At 61.1% G+C, this 21,014-nt stretch carries 18 protein-coding genes; 5 read left to right on the top strand and 13 right to left on the bottom strand.

Annotated features, from left to right (window positions below; all coding sequences use genetic code 11):
• Positions 1 to 94: 94 nt before the first annotated feature.
• From IG627_RS15165 to IG627_RS15185, 5 genes are all read right to left on the bottom strand, one after another.
• Positions 95 to 1,816 carry a dipeptidyl-peptidase 3 family protein gene (locus tag IG627_RS15165; protein WP_193193232.1) on the bottom strand — a complete coding sequence of 574 codons (1,722 nt, stop codon included), beginning with the start codon at positions 1,814 to 1,816 and terminating at the stop codon, positions 95 to 97.
• A gap of 112 nt (positions 1,817 to 1,928) precedes the next feature.
• The gene (locus IG627_RS15170) at positions 1,929 to 3,728 is read right to left on the bottom strand and encodes an ABCB family ABC transporter ATP-binding protein/permease (RefSeq protein WP_193193233.1); all 1,800 of its coding nucleotides are present in this window, start codon (positions 3,726 to 3,728) and stop codon (positions 1,929 to 1,931) included.
• A 380-nt stretch (positions 3,729 to 4,108) separates the two neighbouring features.
• Positions 4,109 to 4,720, bottom strand: coding sequence for an NUDIX hydrolase (locus IG627_RS15175; RefSeq protein WP_193193234.1), 612 nt, complete (start codon positions 4,718 to 4,720; stop codon positions 4,109 to 4,111).
• 123 nt (positions 4,721 to 4,843) lie between these two features.
• Positions 4,844 to 7,996, bottom strand: a complete 3,153-nt coding sequence (locus tag IG627_RS15180; protein WP_193193235.1) for an efflux RND transporter permease subunit — start codon at positions 7,994 to 7,996, stop codon at positions 4,844 to 4,846.
• 48 nt (positions 7,997 to 8,044) lie between these two features.
• On the bottom strand, positions 8,045 to 9,361 hold the full coding sequence (locus IG627_RS15185; protein WP_193193236.1) for an efflux RND transporter periplasmic adaptor subunit: 1,317 nt from the start codon (positions 9,359 to 9,361) through the stop codon (positions 8,045 to 8,047).
• Positions 9,362 to 9,463: 102 nt separating this feature from the next.
• Between IG627_RS15185 and IG627_RS15190 the strand changes: the two genes are divergently transcribed.
• Both IG627_RS15190 and IG627_RS15195 read left to right on the top strand, forming a co-directional pair.
• Positions 9,464 to 10,003 carry an NUDIX hydrolase gene (locus IG627_RS15190; RefSeq protein WP_193193237.1) on the top strand — a complete coding sequence of 180 codons (540 nt, stop codon included), beginning with the start codon at positions 9,464 to 9,466 and terminating at the stop codon, positions 10,001 to 10,003.
• 43 nt (positions 10,004 to 10,046) lie between these two features.
• Positions 10,047 to 10,592, top strand: a complete 546-nt coding sequence (locus IG627_RS15195) for a DUF4124 domain-containing protein (RefSeq protein WP_193193238.1) — start codon at positions 10,047 to 10,049, stop codon at positions 10,590 to 10,592.
• A gap of 8 nt (positions 10,593 to 10,600) precedes the next feature.
• Here the strand turns inward: IG627_RS15195 and IG627_RS15200 are convergent, their stop codons facing one another.
• The 4 genes from IG627_RS15200 to IG627_RS15215 all read right to left on the bottom strand — a co-directional run bounded on the left by IG627_RS15200 (position 10,601) and on the right by IG627_RS15215 (position 13,808).
• Positions 10,601 to 10,927, bottom strand: a complete 327-nt coding sequence (locus tag IG627_RS15200; RefSeq protein ID WP_193193239.1) for a Nif3-like dinuclear metal center hexameric protein — start codon at positions 10,925 to 10,927, stop codon at positions 10,601 to 10,603.
• Between the two features lie 211 nt (positions 10,928 to 11,138).
• The gene (gene trxA / locus IG627_RS15205; protein ID WP_193193240.1) at positions 11,139 to 11,993 is read right to left on the bottom strand and encodes a thioredoxin; all 855 of its coding nucleotides are present in this window, start codon (positions 11,991 to 11,993) and stop codon (positions 11,139 to 11,141) included.
• 23 nt (positions 11,994 to 12,016) lie between these two features.
• Positions 12,017 to 12,397, bottom strand: a complete 381-nt coding sequence (locus IG627_RS15210; RefSeq protein ID WP_193193241.1) for an MmcQ/YjbR family DNA-binding protein — start codon at positions 12,395 to 12,397, stop codon at positions 12,017 to 12,019.
• Positions 12,398 to 12,428: 31 nt separating this feature from the next.
• Complete coding sequence (locus IG627_RS15215) at positions 12,429 to 13,808, bottom strand: hypothetical protein (RefSeq protein WP_193193242.1); 1,380 nt, start codon at positions 13,806 to 13,808, stop codon at positions 12,429 to 12,431.
• A 187-nt stretch (positions 13,809 to 13,995) separates the two neighbouring features.
• On the opposite strand from IG627_RS15215, the gene IG627_RS15220 reads away from it, so the two are divergent.
• A complete protein-coding gene (locus tag IG627_RS15220) occupies positions 13,996 to 14,736 on the top strand; it encodes a Mut7-C RNAse domain-containing protein (RefSeq protein WP_193193243.1) in 741 nt (246 codons plus the stop codon).
• Between the two features lie 256 nt (positions 14,737 to 14,992).
• On the opposite strand, the gene nhaA is transcribed toward IG627_RS15220, so the two are convergent.
• Positions 14,993 to 16,483, bottom strand: a complete 1,491-nt coding sequence (gene nhaA / locus IG627_RS15225; RefSeq protein ID WP_193193244.1) for a Na+/H+ antiporter NhaA — start codon at positions 16,481 to 16,483, stop codon at positions 14,993 to 14,995.
• A 106-nt stretch (positions 16,484 to 16,589) separates the two neighbouring features.
• Between nhaA and IG627_RS15230 the strand changes: the two genes are divergently transcribed.
• On the top strand, positions 16,590 to 17,372 hold the full coding sequence (locus IG627_RS15230) for a TlyA family RNA methyltransferase (protein WP_193193252.1): 783 nt from the start codon (positions 16,590 to 16,592) through the stop codon (positions 17,370 to 17,372).
• A gap of 256 nt (positions 17,373 to 17,628) precedes the next feature.
• Here the strand turns inward: IG627_RS15230 and IG627_RS15235 are convergent, their stop codons facing one another.
• From IG627_RS15235 to IG627_RS15245, 3 genes are all read right to left on the bottom strand, one after another.
• Complete coding sequence (locus tag IG627_RS15235; protein WP_193193245.1) at positions 17,629 to 18,102, bottom strand: OsmC family protein; 474 nt, start codon at positions 18,100 to 18,102, stop codon at positions 17,629 to 17,631.
• Positions 18,103 to 18,119: 17 nt separating this feature from the next.
• Positions 18,120 to 18,350, bottom strand: coding sequence for a DUF1272 domain-containing protein (locus IG627_RS15240; RefSeq protein WP_193193246.1), 231 nt, complete (start codon positions 18,348 to 18,350; stop codon positions 18,120 to 18,122).
• Positions 18,351 to 18,463: 113 nt separating this feature from the next.
• Entirely contained in the window at positions 18,464 to 18,820 is a 357-nt protein-coding gene (locus IG627_RS15245; RefSeq protein WP_455429756.1) for a 4a-hydroxytetrahydrobiopterin dehydratase, read from the bottom strand.
• A 288-nt stretch (positions 18,821 to 19,108) separates the two neighbouring features.
• Here IG627_RS15245 and IG627_RS15250 point away from each other — a divergent pair, with 288 nt between their 5' ends.
• Entirely contained in the window at positions 19,109 to 20,923 is a 1,815-nt protein-coding gene (locus IG627_RS15250; RefSeq protein ID WP_193193247.1) for a DUF885 domain-containing protein, read from the top strand.
• Positions 20,924 to 21,014: the final 91 nt, after the last annotated feature.

Genomic DNA, 21,014 nt, shown 5'->3' on the forward strand with positions numbered 1-21,014 from the left:
TCCGCCCATGACCGCGATCGGATTCAAATAGATCCCCAAAACAGGAACCCCGGCAAAAGCCGGGGTTCCTGTTTTTCTGTAGCTAACGCAAAACCTATTTCAGACCCAAGACTTCCTTGCCCTGAATAAAGGTCACATCCACCGGGATATCCGCTTCCGCGAGACGATCCAGGTCGGCCTGCAGTTCGGCACCGACCACGCCCTTGCCTTCCAGCAGCGACCGGGATTTCTCGTAGTCGCCGTCACCCTGGATAGTCAGAATCAGGTTGGACAATTTGGTCATGGCCTCCTGCATTTTTTCGAAGTCCACGCTGTACTGTCCGGTTTTCGGGTCCCGGCTAAAGGCGCCCTGCTCCTTGAAGAAATTGAAGCGCATCATGTTGGCCTTGCCGTGGGCGCTGGCCGCGCCGAAGCGTACACTGCGGAAGATGCTGGCGAGGAAGGTGACATAGTTGTCCATCAGCTCACCCTCTTCCAGTTCACCCTTCTCGTGCAGCTCGGTGACCATATACAGGCCGAGGATATCCGCCTTGCCCTCTTCCAGCGCGGAGGAGGTCTCCTTCAGTGCCTGGCGCACGTTGCTGCCGTCGGTGACTGTCTTCTTGATACCGAGGCCGTGGGCCACTTCGTGGAACATGGTGTTGGCGAAGAAGGCCGGGAAGGTGATGTGCTCGCGCTGGTCTTCCGCGATCAGCAGGTCACTGATAGGCACCAGTATCTTGTCGAACTTGGCGCGCATCGCATTTTTCAGCTGCAGGCGTCGGGTACCCTTGGCCAGTTGCACTTCCTCGTCGTTCGGCAGGTTGATGGCGATGGTCTTGGAACCGGCATTGCTGTGACCGGCGTAGAAGAGAACATCGTAGGCATTCAGGTCGGAATCGGTGCCCGGCACTTCGGACTTGTACTTGTCATCTACGGGCAACCCCTTCTGCAGTTCGGGCAGGAAGGCGGCAAACTTGGCCAGCTTCTCGCTCCACTCCTTGTCCTTCAGCAACACGTAGGACTCGTAGGCGGTACGGTAGGCGAACAGCTGATCTTCGTAGTTCTCGATGGGACCAATCACTACATCGATCTCGTTGTTCTTCATGTCCATCCAGGCCATATCGCTGGGACGGAAATCGTCACTGACCAGGGCGTCGGCGCGCATACGCAGATAGCCGCCGAACTCCTCGTCCTCGGCCAGCCTGGAGGCCCGGCGCAGGATTTCCGCAGCCTTGCTCAGTTCTTCCTTGTAGGCCTGGCTGTAGGGGAGCAGTTCCAGTTTACCCTCGTCGTTGCGGCGCACCAGGGAGTAGAGGCCGTCCTTGCCCGGCTGATCCCAGGCCTCGAACTCGGCCTTGGTCATGTCGGCCGGATAGAAGTTGGCGCCCAGGGGCTTGGGGCCGTAGCCTTCGACAAAGGGTTCGTTGTTGTCGAGACGGTCCCAGGGACCGTAATTGATCTCGGCGAACTTGCGCTCGCGGGCGTCCTCGATACCGGACAGCAGTTCCTCCGCCGGGCCGTAGGACTGCAGCCAGAAGAGGCGATCCATGATCTGGCTGGCGTCGATCAGCAGGCCGATCATCTGGCGTTGGTTATCGGAGAGATCGGACAGGTCCGCGTTCAGGGCCACCGGCGCATAGATATCAAATCGCTTGTTGGCGTCTTCCAGCGGCTGGTCAGCTGGAGCCGGTACTGTCTCCGACTCGACGATCTGCGCCTCGGCCTCTGCCTGTTCGGTTTTCTCTTCCTGCTTGTCGCGGGGTGAGCAGGCACTCACCAGGGTCAGCGCCAGCAGCGCGGCAATGATCTTGATGGATTTAATAGGGGTCGTCATAGGTGGTTCTGCCTATCGTTATCTTTTGTCCGGCGCCACATTAGTCCGGTGCAGGGTAATTATCAAGGCGCCGGGCCCCGGCTCGACTCTGGGGCCGCGGGCTGGCACCGGCCTAGGCGGCCGCTTCCTGGCGTCGTTCCTGCTGTTGCAGACGCCAGAGCGTCGCGTAATGGCCATTCTGTTCCAGCAACTCCCCGTGACTGCCCTGCTCTACGATACGCCCCTGTTCCATCACCAGGATCACATCCGCATCCACGACGGTCGACAAACGGTGGGCGATCACCAGGGTGGTCTGCTCGCGGGCTATCTCCCGCAGCGACTGCAGAATGCCCTGTTCAGACCTGCTGTCCAGGGACGAGGTCGCCTCATCGAACACCATGATCGGCGGCCTCTTGAGCAGTGCGCGCGCTATGGCCACCCGCTGCTTTTCCCCACCGGAGAGTTTCAGGCCGCGCTCGCCCACCATGGTGTCCACGCCCTCCGGCAACTGCTGCACAAAATCGTACAACTGCGCGTGGCGGATGGCTTCCATCACTTCCTCGTCACTGGCGTCCACGCGACCATAGCGCACATTCTCCAGAATCGACTGGTTGAACAGCACCGCGTCCTGGGGCACCACGCCAACGGCGCGGCGCAAGGAGTCCTGGCTGACAGAGCGGATATCCTGGCCGTCGACCAGGATGCGGCCGCCGTCGACATCGTAGAAACGGAACAGCAGCTTGAACAGTGTCGACTTGCCGGCGCCACTGGCGCCCACTATGGCGACTTTCTGTTGCGGCTCGACGGTGAAACTGACTCCCCTGAGGATTTCGCGGTTCTCGCGGTAGCCGAAGCGCACTGCGTCAAACTCGATGCGTCCCTCCAGTACCTGCAGCTCCGCGGCATCCTCCGCATCCTCCACCGCCGGTTTCACCGTCAACAGTGAAAACATTTTCTCGATATTCGCCAGGGCACCCTTCATTTCCCGATAGACGAAGCCGAGGAAATTCAGCGGGATAAATATCTGCATCATAAAGGCGTTGATCAGCACGAAGTCACCGATGGTCATCACGCCTTGCGTGACATTGACCGCGGCCAGGACCATGGCACCGCACATGGCGCTGGCAATGATCAGCGCCTGGCCCACATTCAGGCCGAACAGCGACAATCGGTTCTTGCGCCGCGCCCGCTCCCAGAAAGCCAGCTCGCGGTCGTAGTGGCCGGCCTCATAGTTTTCGTTACCGAAATATTTCACCGTCTCGTAATTCAGTAGGCTGTCCACCGCGCGGCTGCTGCTCTGTGACTCCGCCTGGTTCAGCTCGCGCACAAAGCGCGTGCGCCACTCGGTGGCGACCACGGAAAAGCCGATATAAACGATCACCGCGCCCAGCACCAGCAACGCGAAAGCCACGCTGTAATTCCACCACAGTATCCCCGCGACCATCGCTATCTCCACCAGCGTCGGCACAATGTTGAAGACCATAAAGCGCATCAGGAAACCGATACCGGAATTGCCGCGCTCTATATCCCGCGACAGGCCGCCGGTGCGGCGGTCGAGATGAAAATCCATATCCAGGCGGTGCAGGTGCCGGAAAACCTCCAGGCCGACACGGCGCTGCGCGCGCTCGGTCACGCGACCGAAAATCGTGTCGCGCAGCTCGCCAAATAATGTGCTGGAGAAGCGCACTGCACCGTAGGCCAGCAGCAGTCCCAATGGCAGCGCTATGGCCTGGATCGCACCACCGGCGGCGTCCAGGTCGTCGACAATATGTTTGAGGATAAACGGCAGGCCGACACCGGCCAGCTTGGCGCCCACCAGGCACAGCAGCGCGAGAATGACCGCGCGTTTGAATTCCAGCAGGTAGGGAAACAGGGTCTTCAGTGCGCCCCAGTGGATTTCGTCCAGGGCAACGGTGGATTTGGGTCTCGGCATGGCTCAATTCACAGGTTAATCGGTGTGGATTATACGCGCCGGCTGGCGGGAAGCGGTGAAGATAGAGCCTCAAGTTAGCTTGAGGTCAATGGTCTGTGGCGGCATAGGGATTCGGCCGTAGGGGCGAACCTTGTGTTCGCCCAAATCGTTTGGGCGAAGCGCTATGCCGATGCGAAGGCCCTGATGCCGGTGGCATTTTGCGGGACTGTTGGCGAGAGGGACCTCGCCGACAAGCCTCCAGGGATGGATCCACGGCGTGTCCCGCAAAATGCCACCGGTAGCAGGGCCGTCACAAAACCGGCTACAGGGCGCCTCGTAAATCGCAGTTGGGCGAACACAAGGCTCGCTCCTGCACGTCGGGAGTTTGGAACCGCCCTCGCTCAGCTCAGCGCCCGCAGCGGTACATCGTCGCGGTGGCCTATGCGCGCGCCGAGAATCTTGACCAGGAATTCGGTCAGCACACCCGCGGTAAAGCCCCAGATCTCGTAGCCGCGGTAGAGGTAGGCGGGCAGGTCTATGGCGCGCTGGTCGATGGTGACGCGATCGGTGCGGATACGCGGGTCGGCGAGGAAAAAGGACAGGGGTACGCGGAAGATGGCATCCAGCTCGCCGGGATTCGGCGTCAATTTTGCCTGCGGGGAGATCACTCCCAACCAGGGGGTCACGTGCACCTGCCAGCGTGTGCTGCGCGTCCACAGCGGGCCCAACACACGTACCTGGTCCGCGGCCAGGCCTATCTCCTCCTCCGCCTCACGCAGCGCAGTGTACTCCAGCGACGGATCCGTATCGTCCCAGCGGCCGCCGGGCAGGGATACCTCTCCGGAATGGGTGGACAGGTTGGCGGAGCGCTTGGTCAGCACCACCTGCGGATCCGACTCATCGGTCAGGGCCAGCAACACCGCCGCATGTCCCTTCAGGTCGGGCCCTGAGGGCACCCTGGCCTGCAAATCGTCATGCAGTTGGGAAAATCTCTCTTCAATACTCGCCAGCATAAAAACCTGTCTTAATGCCCCGTAATTGCGCACACGGCACAGATTCCATCATACACAATCTGGGCGTCCGCACCGATAGATCATTTTTTGACCAATCAAAACCTTTTCGCCCAATGGCATTTTTCACGGCTGCTCGGCCGATTCCAACGCCGGCTTGTGGCCACCCTTCACCTTCTCCCGCACCGCCTGCACCAGCGCGTAATAAACCGGCACCAGCAACGTCGCCAGGAGGCTCGATGCCAGCATGCCGCCAAACACCGCCAGCCCCAGGGATACCCGGCTCACCGCGCCGGCGCCGGTGGCTACCAACAGTGGTATCACTCCGAGAATAAACGACATGGCCGTCATCAACACCGCGCGGAAGCGCAGGTGGGTGGCGCTGACCGCAGCCTCGACGATGGGCTTGCCCTTGTCCCGCTCCAGGGTGGCGAACTCGGTGATCAGGATGGCGCTCTTGGCCGCCATGCCGATCAGCAACACCAAACCAATCTGCGTATACAGATTGTTGATCGACCCGGTAACCCAGACTGCAAACATCGCGCCACCTATGGCGATGGGTACACACAGGATCACCGCCAGCGGAATACTCCAGCTTTCGTACTGCGCCACCAGGAACAGGTAGACGAACACCACCGCCAGGGTAAAGAGGATCGGCGCCATGTTGCCGGAGCTGATTTCCTGCAGGCTGGATCCGGTCCACTCGTAGCCGTAGCCCTCCGGCAGCTGTCCCGCCAGCCGCTCCATGGTGTTCATTGCCTGGCCGCTGGAATAGCCCGGCGCGGGTGCGCCGTTGATGGTGACGCTGTTGTACATGTTGTAGCGGGTGATGTTCTGCGGCGCGACCATCGGCTCTATCTCCGCCACCGAGGTGACCGGCACCAGGCCACCGCTCTTGGCGCGCACGTAGAAGCCGGCCAGGTCCTCCTCCTTGTCGCGAAACTGGGCGTCCGCCTGCACCATCACCTTGAACACCTTGCCATAGAGGTTGAAATCGTTGATGTAGTATCCGCCGAGCAGCGTCTGCAGGGTGGAATAGACCTCCGGCAGTGGCACACCGAGGACATGGGCCTTGTCCTTGTTCAGGACCAGTTGCAGCTGCGGGGTGCTGGCCTGGAAACTGGTAAACGCCTGGGCGATCTCCGGGCTCTGGTTGGCCGCGCCCAGCAGGCCATACATCACCTGCGCCAGTTCGGCGGCGCTGCGCCCCTGCAGGTCCTCGAGAATAAACTCGAAGCCGCCCACAGTGCCGACACCCGGCAGCGGCGGTATCGCGAAGGCCATCACCTGCGCATTGGGAATCCCGGCGAATTTTTTCTGCACCCGCCCCATGATCGCAAACTGGGTATCTTCCTTGGCGGTGCGCTCCTCCCAGGGTTTGAGGACAGCGAACATCAGCGCCGCATTGGAGGCGGCACTGCTGGTGAGCATGTTGTAGCCCGGCACCCCGACCACATGGGCCATGCCCTTTTCCGCCAACAGAATATCGGTTACCTGATTGACGACCGGCCCGGTTCTCTCCAGCGAGGAGCCGTCCGGCAACTGCACATGCAACATGAAAGTGCCCTGGTCCTCGTCGGGGATAAACCCCGTGGGCACATGGGTGAAGAGCCAGTAGCAGAGAGCGAAAAGGCCGGCAATGGAGGCGATACCCAGCAGCGGTATGCCGACCCAGGTGCGCACCATGCCCATATACAGTGTTGTCGCCCGGTGCAGTATCTTGTTGAAAATACCGAAGACACCGGTTTCCTTGACGCCAGCCACCTGGTCTGCCGGTACCGCTTTCAACACGCTGGCGCAGAGCGCCGGGCTCAGGGTCAGCGCATTGATAGAGGAAATAATGACGGCAAAGGAAATGGTCATCGCAAACTGCTGGTACATCTTGCCGGTCAGACCGGGCATCAGCATGACCGGCACAAAGACCGCCAGCAGCACCAGGGTGGTGGCGATCACCGGGCCGGTGACCTCGCGCATGGATTCCAGCGCCGCCTCCTTGGGCGCCAACCCCTCGCTCATCAGCCGCTGGGTGTTCTCCACCACGATAATGGCGTCATCGACAACGATACCGATGGCCAGGATCAGGGCGAACAGGGTGATCGTATTGATGGTCATGCCCAGCGCAAGCATCAGCGCGAAGGTGCCGATCAGGGAAACCGGTATCGCAATGGCCGGAATCAATGTCGAGCGCCAGTCCTGCAGGAAGATGAATACCACCGCTATCACCAGGATCAGCGCGATAAAGAGTGTCTCTGTCACCTCCTTCATCGACGCCTCAACAAACAGCGTAATATCGTAGAGAACGCCCGCGTCAAGATCGTCGGGGAAGCGCTTGGAGAGTTCCGCCACCTTGGCCTTGATACCATTGGCCACCGACAGGGCATTGGCGTCCGGCAACTGGTAGATACCGATCACCGCCGACGGCTTGTTGTCGAGCTGGCCGTAGGAGGCGTAGGACTGGCTGCCCAGTTCCACCCGCGCCACATCCCTGACCTTCACCATGCCGCCATCCGGCTTGGCGCGAATGGTGATATCGCCGAACTCTTCCGCGCTGACCAGGCGCCCCTGGGCGATGATGTTGTACTGGAACTGCTGCTCCTTCTTGATCGGCGGCGAGCCCAGCTGGCCAGCGGCCACCTGGATATTCTGCGCCTGTACCGCGTTGATCACGTCGCTGGTGGTGACATCCAGGGACGCCATGCGATCCGGGTTCAGCCAGAGTCGCATGGCGTAGGTACTGGAACCGAAAATCGTCACGTTGCTGACCCCGGGAACCCGCGCCAGCTCGTCTTTCAGGTAAACCTCGCCGTAGTTGTTCAGGAAAAGCTGGTCGAAAGTGCCATCGGGAGAAAACAGGTTGACCACCAGCAGCAGGGTATTGGCCTGCTTGGTCACGGTAATGCCATTGCGCTTGACGTCCTCCGGCAACTGCGGCATCGCCTGTTCCACCCGGTTCTGCACATTGACCTGGGCAATGTCGTCATCGATGCCCGACTTGAAGGTGACTGTCAGGCTATAGGAGCCGTCGTTGCCGCTGGTGGAGGACATATATGCCATGCCCTCCACGCCGTTGACCTGCGACTCTATGGGCACGGCCACACTGTCGCGCATCACCTCGGCGCTGGCACCGGAATAACTGGTGGTCACATTGATCGTGGCCGGCGTGATTTCCGGGAACTGCGCTACCGGTAGCAGCGGCATGGCCAACAGTCCCGCCAGGGTGATCAGTATCGAGATAACAAAGGCGAAGCGCGGCCGCCGTATACAGAAGGCACTGATCATAAAGCGGGCGGATGCTTACCCAGTCGGGCGTTCCCGGGTGGCGGCGCACTACTTGCTGTCATCGTATCCCCCTGTGTCGGGCCGCTCGATGCGCTCCGGTTCCCTGCTTTCTGATTCGATGCTTTCTGATTTGATGCTTCGAGGCTCGCCGCTGTCACCGGTCGCCGGCCCGGTTCCACCCGCACTCGGCGGCAGTTCCCCCTGCCCGGGCGGCGGCGGTTGCGGCGGCGCCTCCTGGGCGGAGGGGTTGCGCGGCGGGGTCTGGGGCGTGGCCCGCTTGTCCGCCACGGCGCGCTGCAGGCCGTTGACGATCACCGACTCCCCGGCCGCCAGCCCCTTTTCCACCGCCCAGAGTTCGCCCTCGCGCTGTCCCAGTTCCAAGTAGCGCTTCTCCGCCACATTGCCCTCACCCACCACATAGACATAGCGCCCCTGCATGTCCTCCATCACCGCCGACTGGGGCACCAACGGCTTGATGGATTCCCTGCCGGTAAATACCAGTATCGACACCCGCGCGTACTGCCCCTGTACCAGCAGCTGCTCGGGATTCGGGAAGCGCGCGCGCACGGCGACGGAGCCGGTATTCGGGTCTATCTGATTGTCGACAAAGACGATGGTGCCGCGGTGTGGGTAGTAGGTGCCATCCGGCTGCTCTATACGGATTTCCCGCTGTACTGGCGCCATACCGCGCTGGCGACGTCGCTCCTGCTCAATCTGCACAGAGAAGAGCCGGTCTTCCGGCACCTCAAACAATACGTAGATGGGGTCCATCTTGACGATGGTGGTCAGGGGATCTGACTCGGGACCAACCAGCGAACCCTCGGTGTATTCGGTGCGGCCGATGCGCCCGGTCAGCGGTGCGTAGATTTCCGTATAGGACAGATCGAGCTCGGCTTTGTCCACGTCTGCCTGCACGGCCTCCACCTGGGACTGCGTTTCCTCGAACTTGCCGGTGAGTTCGTCCATCTGCACCTGGCTGATGGCACCCTCGCCCACCAGCTGCCGGCCGCGGCGGTAGTTGCGCTCCGCCACCCGCAGCGCCGACTGGGCCTGGGCAAACTTGGCATTCTGGTTTTCAAGGGCGGCGATAAAGGGCTTGGGATCTATCTCAAACAGCAGCTGGCCTTTCTGGACAGTGTCGCCCTCGGTGAAGTGCCGGCTCAGGATGTAGCCCTCTACCCGCGGGCGCACCTTGTACTCGTCGGTGGCTTCCACCCGCCCGACATATTCATAGCGCGGAATTACCGGCTGCTCGCGCACGGACAATACCTCCACCGGTGGAGGAGGCGGCGCCTCCTGCTCCTCTTTTTTGGCACAGGAGCCGAGGAGCAACAGCGACAGTCCGAACAGAAAAAATCGCGCCATGGAAGCTCAACCATCGCCTTTCGCATAACAACACTTCTAAAACTATAGGCGTCCGTCCCACGGCGAGCTGGCGCCGGCAATCACCACGGGTATACTGGCGCCATGAAATTCTGCAGTCACTGCGGCAGCGATGCCGTCACTTTCTCCATTCCCCAAGGCGACGACCGCCCCCGCCACCTGTGCGGCGGCTGTGGCGCCATTCACTACATCAACCCGCGCGTGATCGTCGGCACCCTGCCCTATCTGGAGGATCGGGTACTGCTGTGCAAGCGCGCCATAGAGCCGCGCCTGGGCCTCTGGACCCTGCCAGCCGGTTTTATGGAGAACGGGGAAACCAGCGAGGAGGGCGCGCTGCGGGAATCCTGGGAGGAGGCGCGGGCCAATGTGCGCGTCGACGACCTCTACACCATTTACGACATTCCCCATATCAACCAGGTCTACCTGATGTACCGGGGCGAGCTGTCCGATACCAATTTCGGTGCCGGGCCCGAGTCTTTGGAGGTGGCGCTGTTTCGCGAGGATGAAATCCCCTGGGAGGAAATCGCCTTCCCGATCATGCGCGAGACACTGGAGCACTATTTCGCGGACTGCAGGAAAGGCAGCTTTGCGCTACACCGGGGGATTATCCAGCGCAAACTGTGATCGATAGCCAGCGCGAAAAAGGAAAGAAGAGAAAGGAGTATTGATGAAAACCACCTACATGCTGGCCGTCCTGTTGCTGGTCGGCATCGGCCTGCCAATGCTGCTGCCCGGGCCCGACGGCGAACCCATCATGTCCCCGCGGGACTGGCTGCCGAGCCAGGAGACGCTGGACAGCGCCCAGCGACAGACGGAACGGGCCTGGCAGACGGCCAGGTCGACGACGCAGAAATCCGGTGAACTGCTGCAGTACCTGGCCGGTGCGCCCGGCACTGCTCAGCCGGGAGAATCCGCGCAGCCAGGCAGCAATGCGGTCTATAAATGGCAGGATAGCGACGGCAACTGGCATTTCTCTGACAAGGCGCCCGAGGATTTGGGCGCAGTGGTGCAGAGCCACGAAATCAAACAGCTCAATACCCTGCCTGCAGTGCAGGTTCAGCCGGCCGAAACAGAGGAGGTCGAGCAGCCGTCCGAAATGGCACTGCCGTCGCCGACGACTATCTCGCCCAAACAGATATCCCAGTTGATAGAGGACGCCAAAGCGCTGCAGCAGAAAGCGAAGGCGCGGCAGCAGGCCCTCGACGAATTGTAACGGTCGATTTATTTACCCGGGCTGCAGCGCTCGTCCAGCCGCCACAGGTCGAAGACCGGTTCCTCATAGGGGTGGGCGCCGCGCAGCGCCGCCAGCGCCGCATCCACCCGCTCGTCCTCGCACACCATCTCCACGCGGTATTCCGCCACCTGTTCCACCTCGCCTGTCCGACCGATAAACGGCCGGCTGCCGTCCAGCGGGCGGAACTGGCCGCTGCCCTTCAGTTGAAAACAGCAGGAGTCGTAGTCGCCGATGCGGCCGGCGCCGGCGGCGAATAGCGCGCTCTTGACCTGCTCCAGGTGGGATTCGGGAATATAGATGCAGAGTTTGTACATGACTTCCCCGCGCCCCTTGTGGAGCGACCTTGCCGCGAAGGTTGATCGATATTGGCAATGATTGATCGCGGCCACCGGCGGATGGCCGCCCCGCCGCTCCTACAGAGAATTTTCGTCATTCCGGCGCAGGCCGGAATCCAGGTGCCTCGAAACTGGATACCGGCCTGCGTCGGTATGACGAGACGATAAACGCCGACCAAAGGAGATCGGACTAAAAAAGCAGCGTCATCAGCTTGCGCTGATACTGGGTCGCCACCGGGTCACCGGCGCCGAGGCTCTTGACGATGTCCAGGTAGGCCTGTTTGGCGGCGCCGTCGGCAAAGCCCATATCTGCACGCAATATATCCAGCAACAGCTCCAGCGCCTCCTGGTGGCGGCTGTTCTGGCTGTATTGCACCGCCAGCTGGTAGGCGGCCTCCCTATCCTGGGGGTTTTGCGCCAGGGTCTGCTGCAGGGCCTTGATCTCCGGCGAGTCCGCCGCCTGCTGTTTCAGCTCCAGTTGTGCCATCAGCTGCTGGTAGTCGCTGTCCTGGTCCGCCAGCAATATCTTGCCCAGCACCGCTTCCGCCTCGGGCACGCGATTCAGTTCCAGCAGCACCGCCGCCAGCTGCTTGGCGATATCGGCGCGCTCGGAAGACTCTGTATAGACCTGGCGCAGCAGCGGCAGAGCCTCGTCCAGCTTGCCCTCGCCCACCAACTGCTGGGCCTGCTGGAACTGCAGTTCCCAGGCCTTGGGCAGGTACTTGTCCAGCATCTCGCGGATCTGCTGTTCCGACTGCGCCCCGGCGAAGCCATCCACCGGCTGCCCCTCCTTCAGCACCATCACCGTAGGCAGGCTGCGCACGCCCAGCTGGCCGGCGAGCATCTGCTCGGTGTCGGCATTCACCTTGGCCAGCAGGAACTGCCCGGCGTACTCATTGGCCAGCTTCTCCAGCACCGGCATCAGCTGCTTGCACGGCTCGCACCAGTCGGCCCAGAAGTCCACCACCACCGGGCGCTTCATGGATTCCTCGATCAGTACCTGCTGGGCGTTCTGCGCCGTTACATCGACAATAAATTCGTTCACAACCTCTCCTGAACCAGATAGAACTAGCGGTATATAGTATCAGCACCATACCCCAATTCGAGCGCCTCGCGCTCCACCTTGCGCAACCCCTTGACGATCAGCCCGTAGGACCTGTCTACCATCCGCTCTATCTCATAGTCAGGCACACTGCCGTCCAGCAGCACCGTATTCCAGTGCCGCTTGTTCATATGGTAGCCGGGCAGGACTCCGGGAAAGATATCGCGCAGTGCCTCGGCCTCGTCCGGGTCACACTTCAGGTTGATACTGTCCACGCCCTCGCGGTTGCCCAGCAGGGCGAACATCTTGCCCTTGACCTTGAACACCGCCACCTCGGGGCCGAAGGGGAAGTCCTCCAGGGCCTCGGGGCGGGACAGCAGGTAGTCGCGTGCCGTTTTGCGGTCCATTGCAGCTTCCTTCCAGTTTTGCAGTTTTTCACTACCAGTTCAGGGACGACGGCAGTCTCGGTGAGGAGAGCAGCCTGCCAAAGCGCTGCCAGCGCTCATCCTGGGAGACTGCCCCCTCCTCCACATACTCTTTTACCAGCTGCTTGCCCCAGTTGTAATTGATCACATAGGCCCCGTAGGCATCTACGAAGCGCTTGCGCTGTGCGGCCTTTTCCGGGCTCATCAGTGAGTACTGCTGGAACAACTCCACCACCTGATCACCGTCGATTTCGCCATCGATATACTGGCGGGCGACTTCGTTGCCGGCGAAGCTCAGTTTGGCGATCAGCTCCAGCACGCGATCGTATTTCTCCGCCTCGGTGGGATCCAGGCCGGCGAGGGGATAGAGAACTTCTTTTTCGAAGCGGGTTTTCTCCTCGCCGGGGAAGGCCAGGTCGATACCGTAGTTGGCGCTGCCTTCGGCGATCAGGGACTGGGGGCTGAACAGCGGGTAGACACTGTACTCCACCCAGCCGCGCTTGTTGGTCAGTTCATCTTCCAGCAGCGCGTTGTAGGTGTGGTGCCCCGGGTAGCCCTCGTGGCAGCCGAGGTCGATGGCGCGGTCGATCATGATCGGCAGCTCGGAATTGACCTGGATCAGGCTCTGCGCCTTGCCCTGGTACCAGTTGTAACCGCTCCAGGGTTTGTCGGTAACATACTCCAGCACAAAATTTTCGTTGTTCGGCAACGGGATATGTTTCCTGGTGCGTTCGCGGCAGGCGTCGATGGCAGCATCGAAGACTGCTTCCAGCTTATCCGCGGGTATCTCGAACTGTTTCCTGAATTCCTGTACCCGGATGTGCAGCGGTTGCTCCCCGGGCAGCAGTTCGTCCAGCTCGGCGAGCACCGGTTCGAACTCGGAGAAATCCTGCCGCGGTGGCTGAGTGTCGTAGAGGAGCTGCGCTTCCTTCGCAAAACTGGGTTTGCCGCCGCCGGCCAGGCTCTGCGCGTGGGCCTGTACCGCACGCAGCTGGGTTTTCAGGTAGTGGGCGCGCAGGTTTTCGATGGCGCCGTCGGCGGCGATCTCCTGCGGCAACTGCTGCATCAGTTCCCCGGCGCGCCCGGCGACTTCCGCCGGCGTCGCCTCGCTGTCAGCCGCCTCGTCTTTCCACGCCTGCGGACCGTAGTAGGCGTCGACATAGCTTTTGTCGTGATTACCCAACTCGAGAACCAGCTTGACGTATTCCTGTGCCACAGAATCCACATCCACCTCTCCCGCTTGCGCCGCTTCGGCGGGCTCCGCTGCCCCGCTTTCCGCCCCGGTCGATTCTGCGGCGGGTGCATCTTCCTTGCCGCCGCCGCAGGCACTGAGGGCCAGCAGTATGGCCGCCAGGAATAAGAGTCTGTGCCATGTGTGCGAAAAAAAGCGCATAGCGGATCCTTTATTGTTCACTCTTTGTAAGGGGAAGCACTGCCGTCGTGTCGTGCCCGGCAGGGGGCGACAAACGACTTCTCTTATCATTTTTTGATCAGTGTGCAGACTTGCCAGCGGCTACTATAGCGGTTGAGCACGGGGTCGACCAACCCGCCAACTGAAGCACTAAGCAGAGGTACTATAGATGTCCAGCGCCACCTGCCGCTTTTATCGGGAGCTGAACGACTTTCTGCCCCGACGCAGGCGCCAGCGGGAGTTTGATGTGGAATTCCCGCCGGCGAGCACCGTCAAGGACGCCATCGAAAGGATAGGTGTGCCACATACGGAGGTGGACCTGATACTGGTGAACGGGCAGTCGGTGGATTTCGACTACCCGTTGCGCGAGGGCGACCGCATCAGTGTCTACCCGGTATTCGAGGCGCTGGAGATCTCCAGCGTCACCCGCCTGCGCCCACACCCGCTGCGCCAGTCCCGCTTTGTGCTCGACTGCCACCTGGGGCGCCTGGCGCGCTACCTGCGCATGCTGGGGTTCGACAGCCTTTTTCGCAGCGACTACCACGACGATACACTGCTGCAGATCTCCATCGAGCAGCAGCGCATACTGCTGACCCGCGACCTGGAGCTGCTAAAGCGCAAGCAGCTGCAACGCGGCTACTATGTGCGCGCCACCCGGCCGCGCCAGCAGGTGACGGAAGTGATCCGCAGGCTGCAACTCGAGAAGGGTATCCGGCCCTTCTCCCGCTGCATTGCCTGCAACGGCACCCTGGAAAAGGCGCGCAAGGAGGAAATCCGCTCGCTGCTGCCGGCAAACACCGATCGCTTTTTCGACGAGTTCATCCAGTGTCGCGACTGCCTGCGGGTCTACTGGAAAGGCAGCCACTACGAGCGCATGCAGCGGCTGGTGAAACAGTTCACCGGCGCTTGAATGTTCGGAAATAGTCCCGCGCCAGTTTTTCTTACCCCCGCGGATCGCGGTAATTAATCGCTTCTAGCTGCAAGACTGATTATTTGACGATTTTCACTGAAGGAAGCCGGCCATGATTCTGGGCGATCGATGATTGCTGATCGAGCCGGGCGCGACGGTATCGTACTCGGCTCCGGCATACTCAGAAAAGCACCCAGGCTATTACAGCGACTCTGCGCCGTCGCAGCCTGGGTATCGATTCTCGCGGTACTCGCCCTCAGCTTTCGCTAGGCCCCTGCTGCGCGCCCTTTTTTGCTGCAGTTTTCTCGGCGGCTTCCTGTACCTCAGCGGCCTCGGCAACCGGGTGCTGGTCTTCCGCCACCATCTCATATTCCTCGGATACCGGTGCCTTGCGCAGTACCATGAAGCCCGCGACACCGGCGATGACCGAGGCCAGCAGTACGCCCGCCTTCGCCTGCACCAGCAGCTCGGCCTCGCCCGCAAACGCCAGCTCGGCAATAAAGATGGACATGGTGAAACCGATACCGCCGAGTAGCGCCACGCCGACAATATGGTGGAAAGTTGCGGACTTGGGCAGCTTGCCCAGACCCAGCTTCCATCCCAGCCAGGTGGCACCGACGATCCCCACCAGCTTGCCGACCACCAGGCCGCCGATCACACCCAGCGTCACCGGATTGAACACCGCGGCGGAGCTGGTGAAGGCATCTACGGGAATCCCGGCATTGGCCAGCGCAAAAATGGGAATCACCAGAAACGCCACCGGCGTATGCAGGCGGGTCTCCATGCGCTGCAGCGGCGACTGCGCCAGGTTGACCCCATTCCCCAGAGCCATGACCCGCGCGCGCAGCGCGTCGTTGGCAATGATCTTGTCGCCGGGCCGGAAGCAGCGATCGAAGCTGCGGATAATGTCCTTGACGAAGGTACTGAAGGCTACCGGATCGTATTTCGGCCGCGCCGGCAGCGCCATGGCGGTGATCACCCCGGCCAGGGTCGCGTGTACTCCGGCCTCATGTAGCTCGTACCACAGCAGCAGCCCGACAAACACATAGGCGGGGGAGCGACGCACACCGGCGGCCTTCAGCAGCCACATGATGACCACCAGGACGCCGGAGGCCACCAGCGCCACCATATTGACATCTTCCGTGTACCAGATGGCAATCACCAGTATCGCACCCAGGTCGTCGACAATGGCCAGTGCCACCAGGAACATCACCACAGAGCGCGGCACCCGGTTGCCGAGCAGGGCAATACAGCCGACCGCGAAAGCGATATCCGTGGCCATGGGAATGCCCCAGCCGCGCTCCCCCTCACTGCCGACATTAAAGCCGGCATAGATCAGGGCCGGCACCACCATGCCGCCGATGGCGGCCATAATCGGCAACACCGCCTGCTTCAGGTCGGAGAGCTCACCGACGAGGAACTCGCGTTTCAGCTCCAGCCCCACCAGAAAAAAGAAGATGGCCATCAGGCCGTCATTGATCCAGTGGTGCAGGCTGAGGGAAAACTCCCAGTCGCCCGCGCTCAGGCTGATGGGCAGGTGCAGCAGGTGCTCGTAGGTCTCCTGCAGGGGGGAGTTGGCGATCACCAGCGCCGCCACAGCGCACAGCATCAACAGTATGCCGCTGCTGCTCTGGCGGTGGATAAATTCCTCGAAGGGCGTGACCAGGCGGCCGAAGGCGCCCTCTAATGGCGCCTCAAATACCGTTCCCTTGCGGATCTTGAACTTGTCCAGAACGCTTTTCGCCATCGGCCGCCGACCTCCTACCTAAAGAATAGAGCTTCTACCCAAAGGGGCCAGAGGTTAGCATGGCACCCACTTCATCCACCACGTTTTTAGAACTATAGTGCCTAAAATGACCCGCCTGGATATTTTGTTAGTACAGCGTCAACTCGCCAATTCCCGCACCCACGCCAAGAAACTGGTGGACGCAGGCTGCGTGACGCTGTGCAGCGGCGGCGCCTGGGAGCCGGCCCTCAAAGCCGGCCAGGCCGTGGGTGAGGACTGGCAGCTGAAGGTGGTTCCCCTGCCGGAGGACCGCTATGTGTCCCGCGCCGGCCTCAAGCTGGCGGCCATCCTGGACCACACAGGGCTGGACCCGCGCGGCTGGCGCGCCCTGGACGTGGGCTGCTCCACCGGCGGCTTCAGCGACTGCCTGCTGCAGCGGGGCGCGGAGATGGTTGTCGGCGTGGACGTGGGCCGCGACCAGCTGGCGCAAAAGCTGCGCGAGGACCCGCGTATGCAGCTGTTCGAGGGCGTCAATGCGCGCAGTCTTAGCGCAGTACAGATCGCGCCCTTCGGCGACGCCGGTTTCGACGCGATTGTGATGGATGTGTCCTTTATCTCCCAGACGCTGATACTGCCGCAGCTGCCGGCGCTGCTCCGCCCCCGGGGCCAGCTGCTCAGCCTGGTCAAACCGCAGTTCGAAGTGGGCCCGGAGGGCATCGGCAAGGGCGGTCTGGTGCGGGATGCGAAGCTCTACCCGCAGGTCCGGGAGAAGATCACCGGCCTGTGCCGGGAGTTGGGGCTGGAGGTCAGGGAATATATAGAGAGCCCGATCCGGGGCGGCGATGGCAACCGGGAGTTTTTGCTCTGGGCAAGCCGCGGCGCCGACCTGCAGGGGCCGAAGGCGCCGTGAATACCTGGAGCGGCTGCAACGAACCTTGTGTTCGCCCTTCTCTGGCGAGGCATTTGAGATTGGAGCCCTGTAGGGAGCTTTGTGGCGGCACTGCTGCCGGGGGCCTTTTGCGGGACACGCCGTGAATCCATCCCTGGAGGCTTGTCGGCCGGGTCCCTCCGGCCAACAGTCCCGCAAAAGGCCCCCGGCATCAGCGCCTTAGCATCGGGATTAAGGCTTTACCCTACCTGCGCCAGGGCAAACACAAGGTTTGGCCCTACGATAACGGTTGCAGAATCTCCGTCACCACCTCGGTCTTGACCGAATTGGCAATAAAGCACTGCTCGTGGGACTGGTGATGCATTCTCTCCAACTGCTCGCGGGTCGGCTGCCGGTCGCCGGAAAAGGTCACCCGCGGCCGCAGAGTCACCCGGGTCATGGCCATCTTGCCGTCATCGGCTTTCTCCATCACCCCCAGCGCCTCGTCGCAGTACTCATCCACCACGAATTTGCGCTTGGCGGCGATGGCGAGGAAAAACAGCATATGGCAGCTGGACAGGGAGGCGACGAAAGCCTCTTCGGGATCGACATTCTCCGCCACCGAAAAGGGCAGAGGGACAATATGCGGGGATGAGGAAGCCGGCACGCTGAGGCCGCCGTCAAACTGCCAGGTGTGGCCACGGCTGTATTTGTTGTCGGTGAAGTTTTCGCCGTCGCGTCGCCAGAGCACTGTGGAAAAGTACTCGGACATAAATACCTCCGGAATTGTCAGCGCAGGAGTTTTTCGAGTTTGGCCTTGAAGCGCTGCGGCGGCCCCTCGGTGGGTGAGCGGCTGCGGGTCGGGCGCAGCACCAGGTGGCCCTGGCAGTTGGGACACTGCTTTTGCAGTTGCTCCGCACACTGCGAGCAATAAGTGCATTCAAACGAACAGATAAATGCCTGATCGGTGAGTCCCAGCGAGACACCACAGCGCTCGCAGGAAGACTTCATTCTTAGCATGACAGCCCCGTGTCGATCCTATCCTGGCGCCGGTAGGCACCGTAACGGACGGCCCCGAAAACTGTGCAAACGGGGCCGTCAATCCGGACAAGGCGGGCTGCCTGAGATGGCTTTTACTCCGCCTCGAGTTGCTGGTCGGTACGCGCGGCCATGATGAAGTCGTTCTTGTGCAGCCCCTTGGCCTCGTGGCTCCACCAGGTCACGGTCACCCTGCCCCACTCTGTCAGGAGTGCGGGGTGGTGCCCCACTTCCTCGGCAATGGCGCCAACGCGGTTGGTAAACGCCAGGGCCTGCTTGAAGTTGCGGAACTTGAAGACCCGTTCCAGCTGCAGGATTCCGTCGCGGGTAACCGGCGTCCAGTCGGGTATCTGTCGCAGCAGCTCAGGGAGTTCATCATCACTTACCAGCGGTGCATCGGCGCGGCAGGCTTCACATTCTTGTTGGGCCAGATCTTTCATATCAGCGGTCATGAGTCAGTCCTCAAAAATCTTTGTTTATTATGGACTCTTTTGAGTTGCGCCCAACTCTACCCGCCGCTCTCCGAGGAAACAAGCGCACCGACCAAAAACACATTTTATGCGGTTTCGGCGCCACTTAATGGGACGGAGTGCTAAAAATGGCCGATGGAGTTCAGTGCAGGTTTCCATCACCAACAACCTCTGCAACACCGCAGCCCAGGCGCCGCCGCTCACCCGGAGGTGCCTTAATTTTCCACGCCTGCGATACTCTCCCCATCGACCACTAGCCCGAGGAATACCATGAGACTGACCATCCCCGCCCTGGCACTGCTGCTGGGTCTCGCCGCCTGCGACCAGCAGGCCGCAAACAGCACCGGCAATGCGCAACCGCCGGCGACCGCTTCCGCCGAGGCCAGTGCAGAAACCAGCCAGGCTTTCCAGCAGTTGAGCGAGGAGATGGTGGCCGAGCTCTGGCAGCTGTTTCCGTCCTGGGCCATTCGCGAGGGCTACTACGAAGTCGCCGATCAGCTGCAGGTGCCCGATGATGCCTATCGAAAACGGGTACTCAACTTCGCCAGAACCTTCGGCCGCAAGTTCGCCAATCTCGACAGCAGCCAGCTGGACGCCAACGCCAGCAGCGACCTGGCCCTGATCCAGAATTTTCTCTCGCGCATCCAGTGGGAGCTCACCAAATTCAAATCCCACGAGTGGAACCCGGCCGAATACAACGTCTCCCACGCCTTCGCGCTGATCCTGAATACCGAGTACGCGCCGCTGGACCAGCGGCTGCGCACTTTCAGCAAGCGCATGGCACAGGTGCCGGCCTACTACGGCGCTGCAGAAAAATCACTGGGTACACCGGCGTCGCCGCAACTGGTTCTGGCCATACAGCAGAATGAGGGCGCGCTCAGCGTTTTTGGTGAAGAGGTCGAACAGAAGCTGACTCAGAGCGGCCTCAGTAGCGACGAAAAAGCCCAGTTCAGGCAAAGGCTGGAAGCCAGCCGCGAGGCCATACAGGACTATGTCACCTTCCTGCAGACAAGACACGCCGACCTGGAAAAGACTCAGGAATACAAGAGCTTCCGCATTGGCGAGAAGCTCTACGAAGAGAAATTCCAGTACGATATCCAGATCGGCATGAGCGCAAAGGAACTCTACCAGCGCGCGCTGGAAGAGAAGACCCGCTTGCACGGGAAGATGACCGAACTGGCCGACAAGCTGTGGCCGAAATATTTCCCCGATGAGCAGCCACCCGAAAGCAAACTGGAGCGGATTTCCGCGGTGCTGGAAAAACTGTCGCAGCACCACGCCACCAAGAAAACCTTCAAGGCGGAGGTGGAAAAGCAGATACCGGAACTGGCTGCCTTCGTCACCGAGAAGGACCTGCTGACACTGGACGAGGACAAGCCGCTTGTTGTGCGCACCACCCCACCTTATATGCGCGGCTTTGCCGTCGCCTCGATCAATGCACCGGGACCCTACGACAAGGGCGCCAACACCTATTACAACGTGATGCCGATCGAGACCTTTCCCGACGACCGCGCAGAGAGCCTGCTGCGGGAATACAACAGCTACCTGATGCAGATACTGAATATTCACGAGGCGATTCCTGGCCACTACACGCAACTGGTCTACGCGAATAAATCCCCGAGCCTGATCAAGAGTATTCTCGGCAACGGCGCCATGATCGAGGGCTGGGCCGTCTATACCGAGCGCATGATGCTGGAAGCCGGCTACGGCGACTTCTCACCGGAGCTGTGGCTGATGTACTACAAGTGGAACCTGCGCACCGTGACCAACACCATTCTCGACTACGAGTTACAGGTGAAGGGCATCGACGAGGAGCGGGGAATGGAATTGATGGTCAGGGATGCCTTCCAGCAAAAGGCCGAAGCCCAGGGCAAGTGGCGCCGCGCCACCCTGAGCCAGGTGCAGCTGACAAGCTACTTCGCCGGCTACGCGGATATCCTGGCGTTGCGCGAGGAGATGAAGCAGAAACTCGGCAAGGACTTCAACCTGAAGGAATTCCACGAGCAATTCCTCAGTTATGGCAATTCGCCGGTGCCGGTGATTCGGGAGTTGATGCTGGCCTCGCTCCAATCTGAAGCTTCGTAGCAGGCAACTCGGCGGCCCTGCTACCGGTGACTCTTTGCGGGACACGCCACGAGTACATCCATGTAGGCTCGTCGGCGGCCATCCCTGGCCG

Origin of the sequence: Microbulbifer taiwanensis (assembly GCF_014904815.1) — a bacterium.
Classification (GTDB): domain Bacteria; phylum Pseudomonadota; class Gammaproteobacteria; order Pseudomonadales; family Cellvibrionaceae; genus Microbulbifer; species Microbulbifer taiwanensis.

What these genes read in the sequence shown, in the direction of transcription:
- IG627_RS15165 (WP_193193232.1), bottom strand. Translation starts at nt 1,816, where the DNA reads ATGACGACCCCTATTAAATCCATCAAGATCATTGCCGCGCTGCTGGCG.
- IG627_RS15170 (WP_193193233.1), bottom strand. Translation starts at nt 3,728, where the DNA reads ATGCCGAGACCCAAATCCACCGTTGCCCTGGACGAAATCCACTGGGGC.
- IG627_RS15175 (WP_193193234.1), bottom strand. Translation starts at nt 4,720, where the DNA reads ATGCTGGCGAGTATTGAAGAGAGATTTTCCCAACTGCATGACGATTTG.
- IG627_RS15180 (WP_193193235.1), bottom strand. Translation starts at nt 7,996, where the DNA reads ATGATCAGTGCCTTCTGTATACGGCGGCCGCGCTTCGCCTTTGTTATC.
- IG627_RS15185 (WP_193193236.1), bottom strand. Translation starts at nt 9,361, where the DNA reads ATGGCGCGATTTTTTCTGTTCGGACTGTCGCTGTTGCTCCTCGGCTCC.
- IG627_RS15190 (WP_193193237.1), top strand. Translation starts at nt 9,464, where the DNA reads ATGAAATTCTGCAGTCACTGCGGCAGCGATGCCGTCACTTTCTCCATT.
- IG627_RS15195 (WP_193193238.1), top strand. Translation starts at nt 10,047, where the DNA reads ATGAAAACCACCTACATGCTGGCCGTCCTGTTGCTGGTCGGCATCGGC.
- IG627_RS15200 (WP_193193239.1), bottom strand. Translation starts at nt 10,927, where the DNA reads ATGTACAAACTCTGCATCTATATTCCCGAATCCCACCTGGAGCAGGTC.
- IG627_RS15210 (WP_193193241.1), bottom strand. Translation starts at nt 12,397, where the DNA reads ATGGACCGCAAAACGGCACGCGACTACCTGCTGTCCCGCCCCGAGGCC.
- IG627_RS15215 (WP_193193242.1), bottom strand. Translation starts at nt 13,808, where the DNA reads ATGCGCTTTTTTTCGCACACATGGCACAGACTCTTATTCCTGGCGGCC.
- IG627_RS15220 (WP_193193243.1), top strand. Translation starts at nt 13,996, where the DNA reads ATGTCCAGCGCCACCTGCCGCTTTTATCGGGAGCTGAACGACTTTCTG.
- nhaA (WP_193193244.1), bottom strand. Translation starts at nt 16,483, where the DNA reads ATGGCGAAAAGCGTTCTGGACAAGTTCAAGATCCGCAAGGGAACGGTA.
- IG627_RS15230 (WP_193193252.1), top strand. Translation starts at nt 16,590, where the DNA reads ATGACCCGCCTGGATATTTTGTTAGTACAGCGTCAACTCGCCAATTCC.
- IG627_RS15235 (WP_193193245.1), bottom strand. Translation starts at nt 18,102, where the DNA reads ATGTCCGAGTACTTTTCCACAGTGCTCTGGCGACGCGACGGCGAAAAC.
- IG627_RS15240 (WP_193193246.1), bottom strand. Translation starts at nt 18,350, where the DNA reads ATGCTAAGAATGAAGTCTTCCTGCGAGCGCTGTGGTGTCTCGCTGGGA.
- IG627_RS15245 (WP_455429756.1), bottom strand. Translation starts at nt 18,820, where the DNA reads ATGACCGCTGATATGAAAGATCTGGCCCAACAAGAATGTGAAGCCTGC.
- IG627_RS15250 (WP_193193247.1), top strand. Translation starts at nt 19,109, where the DNA reads ATGAGACTGACCATCCCCGCCCTGGCACTGCTGCTGGGTCTCGCCGCC.